Origin of the sequence: Streptomyces sp. NPDC014882 (assembly GCF_043081325.1) — a bacterium.
GTDB lineage: Bacteria > Actinomycetota > Actinomycetes > Streptomycetales > Streptomycetaceae > Streptomyces.
This window is the reverse complement of sequence record NZ_JBIBWL010000006.1, coordinates 277,126-289,440: the sequence shown is the minus strand read 5'-3', so window position 1 is coordinate 289,440 and position 12,315 is coordinate 277,126. Positions and strand designations below refer to the sequence as shown.

The following is a 12,315-nucleotide window of genomic DNA, read 5'->3' as shown; positions in this document are numbered from 1 at the left end:
CGAGCCGCGCCGGGGCCGTCTGCCGTCACCGGCGGGGTGACGGCTGCCTGTTCAGCTCGGCCGTGAACTGGGCCCCGGCGAGCAGGGAGAGGTTGGACAGCCACAGCCAGACCAGGAAGACGACGACGCCGGCGAGCGAGCCGTACAGCCTGCTGTAGGTGCTCAGGGCGGAGGCGTAGAGCGCGAACCCCGCGGAGACGGTGAGCCACAGGCCCGCCGCCAGGGCGCCACCGGGCAGGCTGTGCCTGCGCAGCCGCGCCGGGGCCGGGCCCGTGTGGAAGACGATGACGACCAGGAGCGCGACCAGCCCCAGGAGAAGGGGCCAGCGCAGCAGGGCCCAGACCCGGGCGGCCACCTCGTCGAGCCCCAGGAGACCGCCGACGGCCTCCGCGACCGGGCCGGTCACCAGCAGGAGCAGCGAACTGACGAGGAGCAGGGCCAGCAGGGCGAAGGCGGTGAGCACGATGCGGTGGGCCTTGCGCAGGGGGGAGCGGCGGTCGGCGACGTGATGCATGCGGTGCAGGGCCCGGCGGAACACGGCCAGGTAGCTGGAGGCGGACCACAGGGCGCTCACCGTGCAGGCGCCCAGCAGCGCCCAGGCCGCGGAGCTGCGCCGCGTCATCCGGACCATGACCCCCTCGAGTTCGCTCCCGGACTGCCCCGGGGCGTAGGCCGTCACGTGCGCGATGAAGTCGCCCGCGGTGGCGGGGCTGACCAGGCTGAAGGCGATGACAGCGACCAGGAGGGAGGGCAGGACGGCCAGGATGGCGTAGTAGGTGAGGGCGGCCGCGTAGTCGGACACGTCGTCACGCCACATCGACGCGGGGGTGCGGCGCAGGGCGGGGCCCCACGAGGGCGGCAACCGCCGTGCGGAGGCCGTCGCCGCGTCGGCGGGCGGACCGGTCCGGGGCGCGGCCGCCACGGGGGAGGGAAGGGGACGAGGTCCCGGACCGTCGTTCCCCCGTCGCGCGCGCACCCTCATGGCCCGTCCTCCCCCCGGCCGGCGGACCGCTTCCACCGGGTGAACCGCCCGGCCGCGGGACCGGCCGGCCGGCCGTGTCCAGGACGCGAAGTTCCGGGTCTGTGGCGCGGATACCCGCGAATCGCCCGCCCACGTCCCCGCCGGACCGGGTGACGGGCGCCGCAGGGGCGGGCGGCGGGCGCAGGCCGGCCCGAGGACGTCTGCCCGGGCCGGCCCGGGCAGCGTCGTCCGCCGCGGTCCGGACCGCGGACCCGAGCGAGCCCACCCGACCGCGCCGCCGACGAGCGCGCCCTCGGCCGAACGGCCGTCCGACTGCCCTCCGAGGCTGACACGCCCCGGCTCCTCCGTCCGCCCGGCCACGCCCTTCCCCGCGTTGGCGACGCGGCACGAGGCGCGAGACGATGAGGCATGGGGGAGGGGGCTCTCGCCGGATCCTTCGCGCCGGGAAGTGATTCCTGTGGTTTCCGACACCTGCGCATCCGACCTCTTGTTGAGCGGAAGCTTCTGGAGCCCCGTGGCCCAGTGGGCGATGGTCACGGTGGGGCTTCTCCTGGCGGCGCGTGCGGTCGCCTTCGCCGTTCGGCCGTCGCTCGTCTGGGCGTTCCGGCAGTTCCAGTGGTGGGTGTTCACCGCGACCGGACTGGTGTTCGTCCTCGCCGTGTCGGTTCCCTGGACGCTCTTCGCGGTGGACGCGGACACCCCGAGCGCGAGCCGAGCAGCAGGGACGGTGGCGTTGGTCATGTCCTTCGTGGCCTTCGCCGTGCTCGTCCTGTTCCTCGTGCTCCCGGACCGGATCATGAGCGTGCCGCTCCCACCCCTGTTGTGGACGGTGGCGGTGCTGCTCTACGCGGCTTCCTTCTCCGCCTTGCCCTTCGAGGGGAACCCCCTGAAGGGTTCTTCCTACCAGGACTACGTGACGGCGGGAGTCCTGACCGCCGCCGGAGTCGTCACGCTGGGACTCGGCGTGGGCACGCGGCTGACCATGCGCGTCACCGTCCGCGACCCCAAGGGGAAGGAGGACGCCGTCAATGCCGCCTATGTGGCCTCCCGCATGGTGGCCATGAGTCACAAACCCCGCGGCCTGGCCTCTCCGCAGGGCACGGACGTCCTGACCCTGCCCAAGGAGGCGGTCGCGGCGCTCCCCTCCCAAGGGCAACTGGCTGTCGACATGGTCCGGTTCGGCCTGACGCTCTTCGCCAGCGCACCCTGGCGGGCCGACATCGTGGTCATCGACGGGGAGACGGCCACGGCGACCCTCAAACGCAACTCCGGACTGGCCGACTCCACGATCGTCTACCGGTCGGAACTCGGACTGGACGGCTTCGGCCCGTCGGCGGGTGCGGCCGGGGACGGCTCCGCATCCTCGGTGCACGACGTGCTCACCGGGGCCGCCGCCTTCCTGCTGATGCGTCTCAGCGAAGCCCACCCCGGCCTCCGTTCGGGTCTCTGCGGTGCGACACGCTGGCGTGGTCTCGCCTGCCAGATACTGGCCGGAACACCGCCCTGGCAGTCCGATCTCCGGGCCGCGGAACAGCTCTTCGCGACCGCGGTGGACAACGACCCCGGGAACGACGCGGCGCGGTTGGGGTACCTGTACCACCGGGCGGGCGCCACCTGCGGTCAGCCGGACGACGAGCTGCGTTACGCCCGGCGCGTCGAGGATCTGTACCAGGACTTCAGGAGGAAGAACGACGAGGCGAAGGACGGCGGATACCTCGCCCTGACCATGCGCGCCGCACGGTCGCTCGTCTACGCCCGCCGCAACTGCGCACTCCTGCTCACCGACCCGAAGAAGAGGGAGGGCCAGGCGGCGGCCGCCCGCCGTGCCACCGAGCAGCTGCGCGATCTGACCCGCGCGGCCGTCGACAGCCCGGACAAGGGGCTGAAGAAGTTCGGCGAAACCATGCTGCCGACCATGGAGATCCTCGGCGAGACCGGGACGCGCCGGTACGACGGTCCCGTCGGCCCGCTGCACCACTACCTGCGGGCGTGCCGGCTCGCCGAGGAAGGGCGGCGCGACGACGCGCTGCACTCCCTGGAACTCGCCCTCGGGTCGCGGGAGCTGCGGGAATCGGCGCGGACCGACCCCTCGTTCGAGTCGCTGCTGACCGACGAGAGGCACCGGATGAGGCTGGTGGACCTGATCGACCAGACCGACGTCACCGACATCGAGGCGTTCCGGCCCTACGAACGCGAACTGCTGCGGTGCGGCTTCCGGCACCCGGGAGAACTTCTCGGTGCGGCCGGCCGGTCCACCTTCCCTCACCTGAGGGGCGAGACCCTCCGCTGGATGCGGGAGATCTCCCGGCTGGTGGAGGAGTGCCCCAGCGAGAAGCACGCCATCGCCTGGACGAACCTGCTCACGGCCGTGGAGATCCACGACGCCGCCGGCCTCGCCGCCCTCCGCCGGGACGCGGAGAAGCTCCAACGTGTCAATCAACTCGCCGACGCCCGACAGGTACCACCCCTCTCCGAGGAGAACATCGAGGACTGGGTCGCCAGGCACGCGGGGAGACCGACGGCCGTTCCGGTCCGGATCACACACGGATGAGGTCAGGAAGAGTCCGACGGTGTCAGGAGGCGTCCGATGAACGACAACAGCCCCACCGAGCCGATCGTCGGCGACGAGCGGCCCAGCGCGTTCAGCGCCGACGGACCGTACGAGACCGCGCCGATGACCGAGGCCGAGCGCCGCGCCGTGGTGCGCCTGGGCAACGAGTTCGCGAAGCACGCCGGCGGAGTGTGGCTGCTCGTCTCCGGAAAGCTCACGTCGGCGAACTCGGGGCCAGGCACGGACAGCCGTCTGAGGGAGGCTCTCCTGCGCGTCTTCGGTTATCCGCACCCGGACGGACCCGACCGGCGGCTCCGCATCAACCTGCTGCTGGACTCCCCGGGGGGCAGTCTGGACTGCGCGTACGCGATGGCGCTCTGCCTGTCGGCCTACACGGACCACCTCGAGGTGTTCGTCCCCAGGCGCGCGAAGAGCGCCAGTACGCTCCTCGCCCTGGGCGGGCACGAGCTCCACATGTCGCCGTTCGGTGAACTCGGCCCGTTGGACACCCAGGTCCACGACCCCCGCAACCCCGCCCATCGGGTCTCGGCTCTCGACTGCTACCAGAGTGTCGACTACGTGCGGAAGTTCGGCCGGACGACGATGGACGACCTGGTGAACGCGCTCATCACCACGACCGAGCGGAAAGTCTCGGCGGGGGACCTGCTCGACAAGGCGTCCGCGTTCGCCCTGGGAGCGATCCAGCCGATGCTGCGGAGCGTGAGCGCCCTGGACTTCGGGGGCTGGGGCCGCAGCCTGATGATCGGGGAGCGGTACACCCGCAAGCTGCTGGAGGCCAAGAAACCGGAACCCGACAGGCAGAAGATCAACGGCATCGCCCGTCAGCTCGTCTACGGCTACACACACCACCTCTTCCCGATCGACTGCCACGAGGCGAAGCGCATCGGACTGCCGGACGTCGGCCTGCCGGTGAGAACGATGGGCGCGCGGACCTACCGGGAGGCGATACAGGTGCTGGAACTCTGCCGGGACAAGGAGTTCGTCGGGTTCCTGAGCAAGAGGGAATCCGAGCGCGAGCGCACGACGGGGGAGACCTCCCGCCGGGGCAGGGGATCCACCGGCGCGGGGCACGGCCACGGCTTCCCCGACGGCGGCCGCAGGCGGTCGGAACACGCCCAGGGCCTGGCCTGGCCCCAGCACAGATGAGGGCCGTCGGTGGTCACGGGGCGGCGACGTCCCGCACGCCGCAGCCCTCGGAGGGAGGGCGCGCACCCCGGGGTCCTCGCGCGCCTCAGGACGCCTTCGTCGCGGACCGCTTGCTGTCCCGGGCCGTGGTGCCGGTTCTCTTCTGCCCCGGCTCCGTGGGCGCCTTCTTCCCCGTGGCGGCCTCGTTCGTGTCCTCGGCCGTTCGCGACGGCTGTGTCCGGGGCACAGCCGTCGACCACTTGAGTTCGATCTCCAGCTCGACCTCCCCGTCACCGATCTCGATCTCGATCTCGCTGCGAAGACGGTCGGGGACCCGCAGGCTCAGCGTTCCCGGACCGAGTTCCCATGCGGCGTCCCCGTCCTCCCTCAGCGCCGCCGCGAGCGCGGCCAGTTGCTCGGCGGCCTCCTGGCGGGACAGCGAGCGCTTCCGCTCGAACGTGAGGTCCTTCATGGGGGTCTCCGATCCGGATACGGCCTGGACACCGGACCGCATCTCGACGTGGTTCTCCGCCCGTCACTGCGACGGGCCGGGGGCAGTGCACAGGGCCCAGATCACGAAGCCGTTGATCGCGATCAGGACGATGGCCCAGAGCGGCGCGTAGGGAATCCACAGGAAGTTCGCCAGCATGGCCAGGCCCGCCAGCGTCACCCCGACGACCCTGGCCCACGTGGCGCCCTGCAACAGGGCCGCACCGGCCAGGGTGACGATCACGCCCATGACCAGATGGATCCAGCCCCATCCGGTGAGATCGAACGCGTACGCGTAGTCGCGGGTGGTGACGAACACGTCGTCCTCAGCGATGGCCGCGATGCCCTCGAAGATCATCATCAGACCGCCGAAGATCATCAGGACGGAGGCGAAGACCAGCCAACCGCTCCCGGCCCTGCCCCTCTCCGCGCTCCGCGCCACCGCACCCGAGTGAGCTCCACTCACATGGCTGGCCATTTCCGGCTCCTTCCTGTCGTACGGCCCCGCACGGCCGTGTCTGCGCGTTCGGCCGGTCGGGTTACTTCCAATTTCTGCCCACCGGCGCCTCACCGCACCTCGGGGCGCCCACCCGACGGCGTCCTGCCGGGAGCGCCCGACCGACAACGCCCGACGGGCAGTTCACGGTGCGGTTGCAGGAGGATCCGCGCGGACGCGCGGTCGGGGAGGCCGGCAGCGCCTGCCTCGGGACACTGCCACCGCAACCGGCCGTCCCGGGCACGCCGAGCGCGGAGTACGGGACGCCCGTACGGGCGAGCGGCCCGGCGGAGCCGCCGGGTGCGGCACGCTCCGGCAGGAAGTGTGGGCCGGTGGGGGCAGAGGGAGCAGCGGCGCGGCGAGGGCGGGGTTCGGCGGGGCGCACTCCGCCGTGCCGACCCGGCCCGGTATCACCCGCTCCGGGGGACTCTCCGCACGGCGCGCCGCCCCCCCCCCGTACCGGTGAGGCGGTCCTGTCCACGGGCGCAGCGCTCCTCACGGGATCCCGCGTGCGTCGGCCGGTGCGGCCGGGCACGTGGCCCGGGCCAATGGCGGCCCACCCGGCGAGCAGCCGTCGTCCACCCGTCCCAGGACCGTCGAGTGGCGGGTGGGCCGCACGTCGTGCGCCGGGCAACGGGGGCGGTTTCTCCGCGTCCGTGCTTCCGGTGGGAGGCCGGGCGCGGCGGAGACCCCGGCCGCTCCACCGCGCAGCCTCCGCGGCGCCCGGCCTGCGGCGACGGGCGGGTCACCTCCTGCGGGTGAGGCGGTCCGCGGCGGACCCGGCTTCCCTGGGAGGCGCACCCCAGCACCACCAGGAAGGAAACGTGAACCATGGCACGGAAAGAGACAGGTGCCGAAGGCGTCGCGGCCCTCGCCGAAGCGGACGCCCCCGTGTTCGAGACGCTCGTCCAGATGACCCTGGACACGTTCGAGCGTTCCGGGCTGGACGAGGAGACGTACCTCCTGGCACGCATCGCCGCCCTGGTGGCCATGGACGCCTCCGCCCCCTCCTATCTCCTCAACATCGGCACCGCCGCGGAACTCGGTGTGCCGTTGGAGAAGATCCGGGGGACGCTCGTCGCGATCGCTCCCGTGGTGGGGAGTGCCCGCGTGGTGTCCGCGGCCCGCAGCATCGGCGAAGCCTTCGGGCTCGACGTCGGCTCCGAGGACGACCGCTCCTAGCGCGTCAGGTCCAGCGGTTGCAGCGTGCTCCAGTGCCGGCGCAGCAGGTCCTCGGGTGACATCGTGCGGGGATCGCCGAGCGACGGGGGCCAGGCCTGGAGCGGGTTCCGGCCGGCGGGGGAGCGGTGTTTCCACCACAGGAGGGCGCTGACGGCCACTCCGCTTCCGGCGAGCGCCGCCGCGGCGACGGTGAGCGCGTTGCTGGGCCTGACCGGCATGGTGTCCCCCTGAGAACCGTGGGTGGCGGTTCTGCCACCGGGGCATCGGGTATCCCGGCCGGGTGCCTTCATGCCGAGCGGCGCCCGCCCTCGCGCGCGTCCCGCCGCCGGTCCCCGCTCCCGCCGGTTCCCGTTCCCGTTCCCGTTCCCGTTCCCGCCGGTCGCCGTTGCCGCCGGCCCCCGCCCTCCCCGGGGAGGGCGGTCGCCGGAACGCCCGGCCGCCGCGAGGAGTCCGTCGCCGAAGCGGGCGGAACGGGGCGGGCGGACCGCGGTCCCAGCTGCGTCATCTCGGCGAACCACCAGGTGCCCGACACGGCGAGGGCCCAGACCAGCGCGTGCAGCAGCGATGCCGGCCACGTGGTCTGCCCCGACCGCTGTTCCACGACGGTGAAGAAGATCCAGCCGACCACCAGGACACAGGTGACGCGCACGCGCCGATGCTTGAACATGCGTGCCCGGTTACCCGAGTCGTGCCTGGTCGACACCCGACTCGCCCCGGGCCCCGGCGTACGGCACCGGTGACACCGCGCCCCTGTCGGTAAGGCAAGGCGAACCTAACTTGCGTTAATGTTCAGTGCGCAACCACCTGCCGCACGCACCCCTGGAGTCCCCCTTGCCGTACGTGACCGACACCGCCGTGGACGGGCCGGGCGGAGCCGCCGGGAGCGGCTGGGTCGAGCTGGGCTCGCGTGCCGAACTGCGCGAAGTGCTGGGCGAGCCCTGGCCCGTGGTGATCGAGAAGGTCCACGACCGGCTCACCGGCCAGGATCTGGACATCCTGGCCCGCTCGCCCTTCTGCCTGCTGGCCACCTCCGACGCGGACGGCAACTGCGACGTCTCCCCGCGCGGGGACGGTCCGGGGTTCACCCACGTCGTCGACGCGCGCACGCTCGCCCTGCCCGACCGGCCGGGCAACCGGCGCGGCGACAGCTTCCACAACATCCTCGACAACCCGCACGCCGGCCTGCTGTACCTGGTCCCGGGCGGCAAGGAGATCCTGCGGGTCAACGGGCGGGCCCGCGTCCTCACCGACGCCCCGTTCTTCGACGCCATGGCGCGGGACGGCCGGCGCCCCGCGCTCGCCCTGGTGCTGGAGATCGACGAGATCTACCTGCACTGCCCGCAGTCGCTGCGGCGTTCGGGTCTGTGGGACCCGCGGTCCTGGCCGGCCGGTCAGGACGGAGCCGCCCCCGCGTGATCGAAGTCAATAAGGTTAGGCTAACCTAATTGACGTGAGATCTGGTGGAGAGACAACCGGCACCCCACGCCTGCGCGGCCACGAACTGGCGGCCACGGACGTCACGGTGTCGTACGACGGCGTCGACGTCGTCCACGGCGCCGCGATCGGGCTGCGCCCCGGTGAGGTGACCGCCCTGGTCGGCCCCAACGGCAGCGGGAAGTCCACGCTCCTGCGCACGATCGCCCGGTTGCAGCGGGCCCGGCACGCCGTGATCCGGATCGACCACGACACCGACGGCCTCGCCCTGACGCCCCGTGAGTTCTCGCGCCACGTCGCCCTGCTGACCCAGAGCCGCCCGACACCCGGCGGCCTGACCGTGCGCGACATCGTCGAGTTCGGCCGCTACCCCTACCGCGGCCGCTTCGGCCGGCCCGACCCGGACGCGGCCGCCGCGGTCGACCGGGCGCTCGCCCTGACCGGTGTCACCGACCTCGCCGAACGCGGCGCCGACCACCTGTCCGGCGGGCAGTTGCAGCGGGTCTGGCTCGCCGGCTGCCTCGCGCAGGAGACCGGCGTCCTGCTCCTGGACGAGCCCACGACCTACCTCGACCTGCGCTACCAGGTCGAACTCCTCGACCTGATCCGCGACCTGGCGGACGAGCACGGCATCGCCGTCGGCGTCGTCCTCCACGACCTCGACCAGGCGGCGGCCGTCGCCGACCGGATCGCGCTGCTCGAGGCGGGCCGCGTCGTCGCCGACGGCCCGCCCGGGGACGTCCTGACACCGCAACGCCTCACCGCCGTCTACGGCATCCGCGTCGAGGTCGACCACGACCCCCTCACCGGCCGGCTGCGCACCCGGGCCGTCGGCCGCCACCACACCCGCCGCGCCCCTCACACCCGCCACACCCCAGATACCCCCGACACCCGCCACACCCCCAGCGAAAGGCTCGGCACCACCTCATGAGACGCCTCCTGCTCACCGCGGCCGCCACCACCGCCGCGGCGCTCACCCTCGCCGCGTGCGGCACCACCGAGCCCGCCGCCGACAGCTCGAACTCGAAGAAGACCTCCGGGGCCATCACCCTTACCGGCGCCACCGGTACGGAGGTCACGCTCGACGGCCCCGCCACCAAGGTCGTCACCACCGAGTGGAACGTCACCGAGAGCCTCCTGACCCTCGGCGTCGAGCCCGTCGGCGTCGCCGACGTCAAGGGCTACAAGACCTGGGACACCGCCGTCCCGCTGACCGGCGAGCCCAAGGACATCGGCACCCGCGGCGAGCCGAGCACGGACACCATCGCCTCCCTCGCGCCCGACCTGGTCCTCGCCACCACCGACCTGCCGCCCGCCGCCGTGAAGCAACTGCGCAGGATCGCCCCCGTGCTGGAGGTGAAGTCCGCCGACGCCGCCGACCAGATCGGGCTGATGCTGGACAACATCGACCTCATCGCGCGGGCCACCGGCACCACCGACAAGGCCCAGGCGGTCCGCACCGCCTGGGAGGCCAAGGTCGCCGAAGGCCGCAAGGCCCTCGCCGACGCCGGTCTCGACGGCACCGGACTGGCCTTCGCCGACGGGTACGTCACCTCCAACCAGGTCTCCCTGCGCCCGTACACCGGCGGCTCGCTGATCGGCAGCGTCAACGAGGCGCTCGGCCTGAAGAACCCCTGGACCGTCGAGGGCGACGCGAGCTACGGCCTCGGCACCACCGACGTCGAGGGCCTCACCGCCCTGCCGAAGGACACCCGGTTCGCCTACATCGGCAGCGACGGCGACGAGAACAGCACCCCCTTCACCGGGGCCCTGGCGAAGAACGCCGTGTGGACGTCCCTGCCGTTCGTGAAGGCCGGCGAGGTGCACCGACTGCCCGACGGCATCTGGATGTTCGGCGGACCCGGCTCGATGCAGGCGTACGTCGACGCGGTCGTCGACGCGCTGACGAAGTAACGGGGCCATGACCGTCACCGCGACCGCCCCCGCCACCCGTCCGCAGGCGGCCCCGCCCCGCAGGGGGGCCGCCGCGGTGACGGCCGCGCTGGCGCTCCTGGTCGCCGCCCTCGCCGTCGTCGACGTCACCCAGGGCACGGCCGCCGTCGGACCGGCCGAGGTCCTCAAGGCCCTGACCGGGCGGGCCGATCCGGCGGACGCGTCCGTCGTGATCGCCTCCCGGCTGCCGCGCGCGGCCGCGGGACTCCTGGTCGGCGCCGTCCTCGCGGTCGCCGGCGCCGCACTCCAGGCCGTCAGCCGCAACGTGCTCGCCTCGCCCGACACCCTCGCCGTGAACGCCGGTTCCTACCTGGCGCTCGGCCTGGTCGGCGCCACCGGCGTCTCGCTGCCGCTGCTCGCCTCCTCCGGGGTGGCCTTCGCCGGGGGACTCCTGGCCGCGGGCGTCGTCCTCGCCCTGTCCGGCCTCGGCACGGGCACCGTACGGCTGGTCCTCGCCGGCACCGCGCTGGCCCTCGGCCTCAACTCCGTGACCGAGGGCCTGCTCCTGCTGTTCCCCGAACAGACCGAGGGCCTGTACCGGTGGAACCAGGGCAGCATCGCCCAGAACGGCTTCGACGGCGTCCTGCAGATGCTGCCCGTCGCCGCGGCCGGCCTCGCCGGCCTGCTGCTCACCGCCCGCCGGGTCGACGCGCTCGCCCTCGGCGACGACGCCGCGCGCGGGCTCGGCGTCCCGGTCCGCGCCACCCGCGTCACGGTGGTCGTCCTGGCGGCACTGCTGTCGGCCGCCGCGGTCACCCTGGCGGGGCCCATCGGCTTCGTCGGCCTGTGCGCCCCGGCCCTGACCCGCCCGCTCGCCCGCCGGTTCCCGGCCTTCGTCCGCGCCCGTGCGAACTGGCCCGCGACCGGCCTTGCCGGTGCGGGGCTGGTCCTCGGGGCGGACGTCCTGCTGCGGGCCCTGGTGCCCGCGGACACGGCGGTGGCCGTCCCCACCGGAGTCGTCACCGGCCTCGTCGGCGCCGTGTTCCTGGTGGTGACGGCCCTGCGGCTGCGGGACACCGCCGAGGCGGGCCCTCCGGACCGGCTGCGCACCCCCGGCCGGACGGCGTTCCTGGTGACGGTGGCCGCCCTCGTCGCCGCGGTCGCCGGCGTCACGGTCGCCGGCGTGCTGCTGGGCGACACCGGGCTCCTGTTCGGCGACGTCGTCAACTGGGCGCAGGGGCGGGCCGGCCGCACGGTCTCCTTCGTCCTGGACACCCGGGTGCCGCGCGTGCTCGCCGCCCTGTGCGCGGGCGCGGCGCTCGCCCTGGCCGGCACGCTGGTGCAGGCCGTCACCCGCAACCCGCTGGCCGAACCCGGCGTCCTCGGCGTCTCCGGCGGAGCCGCGCTGGGCGCCGTGCTCCTCGTCACCACCGTGCCCGCCGCCGGCTCCTGGGCCCTCGCGGGGGCCGCGTTCGCCGGGGCCGCGACGGCCTCCGTCGTCGTCTTCGGCCTCGCCGCCCGGGGCGGGTACCGGCAGAACCGGCTGGTCCTCGTCGGCGTCGGCGTGGCCGCCGCCACGACGGCGCTGATCAGCCTGCTCATCGTGCTCACCGACCCCTTCAACGCCACCAAGGCGCTGACCTGGCTGTCCGGTTCGACGTACGGGCGGACCATGCCGGACGTCCTGCCCGTCGCGCTGGTGCTGGCGCTGGGCGTCGTCGTGGCGGTCGCCCGGCGCACCGAACTGGACCTCGTGTCCCTGGACGGGGACACCCCGCGCCTGCTCGGCCTGCGGCCGTCCCGGGTCCGCCCGGGCTTCCTCGCGGTGGGCGTCCTGCTCAGCGCGACCGCCGTCGCCTCGGCCGGCACCATCGGCTTCGTGGGCCTCGTCGCGCCGCACGCGGCGCGCACCCTCGTGGGCCGGCGGCACGTGCGGGTGGTGCCGGTCGCCGTCCTGCTCGGCGCGGCCCTCGTCGGCGTCGCCGACCTGATCGGCCGCACGGTCATCGCCCCCGCCCAGCTCGGCGCGGGCCTCGTGACGGCGGCGATCGGAACGCCGTACTTCCTGTACCTGCTCGTACGCGGCCGCCGCTAGCCCGCCGGCCCGCTGCCCGCCGACGGGCAGCGGGCCGGCGGCGAACC

At 73.5% G+C, this 12,315-nt stretch carries 12 protein-coding genes; 7 read left to right on the top strand and 5 right to left on the bottom strand.

What is annotated here, in order from left to right; all coding sequences use genetic code 11:
* Positions 1-25 precede the first annotated feature (25 nt).
* Positions 26-922, bottom strand: a complete 897-nt coding sequence (locus ACF09K_RS17250) for a YihY/virulence factor BrkB family protein (RefSeq protein WP_392244367.1) — start codon at positions 920-922, stop codon at positions 26-28.
* Positions 923-1,472: 550 nt separating this feature from the next.
* Between ACF09K_RS17250 and ACF09K_RS17245 the strand changes: the two genes are divergently transcribed.
* Both ACF09K_RS17245 and ACF09K_RS17240 read left to right on the top strand, forming a co-directional pair.
* Positions 1,473-3,533 carry a TPR end-of-group domain-containing protein gene (locus ACF09K_RS17245; protein WP_392244365.1) on the top strand — a complete coding sequence of 687 codons (2,061 nt, stop codon included), beginning with the start codon at positions 1,473-1,475 and terminating at the stop codon, positions 3,531-3,533.
* Positions 3,534-3,569: 36 nt separating this feature from the next.
* On the top strand, positions 3,570-4,700 hold the full coding sequence (locus ACF09K_RS17240; RefSeq protein WP_392244364.1) for a hypothetical protein: 1,131 nt from the start codon (positions 3,570-3,572) through the stop codon (positions 4,698-4,700).
* An 85-nt stretch (positions 4,701-4,785) separates the two neighbouring features.
* Here the strand turns inward: ACF09K_RS17240 and ACF09K_RS17235 are convergent, their stop codons facing one another.
* A complete protein-coding gene (locus tag ACF09K_RS17235; protein ID WP_392244362.1) occupies positions 4,786-5,151 on the bottom strand; it encodes an amphi-Trp domain-containing protein in 366 nt (121 codons plus the stop codon).
* 63 nt (positions 5,152-5,214) lie between these two features.
* A complete protein-coding gene (locus ACF09K_RS17230) occupies positions 5,215-5,646 on the bottom strand; it encodes a hypothetical protein (protein ID WP_392244360.1) in 432 nt (143 codons plus the stop codon).
* 849 nt (positions 5,647-6,495) lie between these two features.
* Here ACF09K_RS17230 and ACF09K_RS17225 point away from each other — a divergent pair.
* Complete coding sequence (locus ACF09K_RS17225) at positions 6,496-6,846, top strand: carboxymuconolactone decarboxylase family protein (RefSeq protein ID WP_392244357.1); 351 nt, start codon at positions 6,496-6,498, stop codon at positions 6,844-6,846.
* Here the strand turns inward: ACF09K_RS17225 and ACF09K_RS17220 are convergent.
* Both ACF09K_RS17220 and ACF09K_RS17215 read right to left on the bottom strand, forming a co-directional pair.
* Entirely contained in the window at positions 6,843-7,064 is a 222-nt protein-coding gene (locus tag ACF09K_RS17220) for a hypothetical protein (RefSeq protein WP_392244352.1), read from the bottom strand. The two genes, ACF09K_RS17225 and ACF09K_RS17220, sit on opposite strands and share 4 nt — an antisense overlap.
* Positions 7,065-7,132: 68 nt before the next feature.
* Positions 7,133-7,513 carry a hypothetical protein gene (locus ACF09K_RS17215; protein ID WP_392244350.1) on the bottom strand — a complete coding sequence of 127 codons (381 nt, stop codon included), beginning with the start codon at positions 7,511-7,513 and terminating at the stop codon, positions 7,133-7,135.
* A 164-nt stretch (positions 7,514-7,677) separates the two neighbouring features.
* Between ACF09K_RS17215 and ACF09K_RS17210 the strand changes: the two genes are divergently transcribed.
* The 4 genes from ACF09K_RS17210 to ACF09K_RS17195 are packed head-to-tail and all read left to right on the top strand — an operon-like array spanning position 7,678 to position 12,268.
* Positions 7,678-8,262 carry an MSMEG_1061 family FMN-dependent PPOX-type flavoprotein gene (locus tag ACF09K_RS17210; protein WP_392244348.1) on the top strand — a complete coding sequence of 195 codons (585 nt, stop codon included), beginning with the start codon at positions 7,678-7,680 and terminating at the stop codon, positions 8,260-8,262.
* Between the two features lie 34 nt (positions 8,263-8,296).
* Positions 8,297-9,211 carry an ABC transporter ATP-binding protein gene (locus ACF09K_RS17205; RefSeq protein WP_392244347.1) on the top strand — a complete coding sequence of 305 codons (915 nt, stop codon included), beginning with the start codon at positions 8,297-8,299 and terminating at the stop codon, positions 9,209-9,211.
* The gene (locus tag ACF09K_RS17200) at positions 9,208-10,194 is read left to right on the top strand and encodes an iron-siderophore ABC transporter substrate-binding protein (protein WP_392244346.1); all 987 of its coding nucleotides are present in this window, start codon (positions 9,208-9,210) and stop codon (positions 10,192-10,194) included. Before ACF09K_RS17205 ends, ACF09K_RS17200 begins: the two co-directional genes overlap by 4 nt.
* A gap of 7 nt (positions 10,195-10,201) precedes the next feature.
* Positions 10,202-12,268 (top strand): iron ABC transporter permease, encoded by a 2,067-nt coding sequence (locus ACF09K_RS17195; RefSeq protein ID WP_392244344.1) that lies wholly within the window; start codon positions 10,202-10,204, stop codon positions 12,266-12,268.
* The last annotated feature ends 47 nt before the right edge of the window (positions 12,269-12,315 follow it).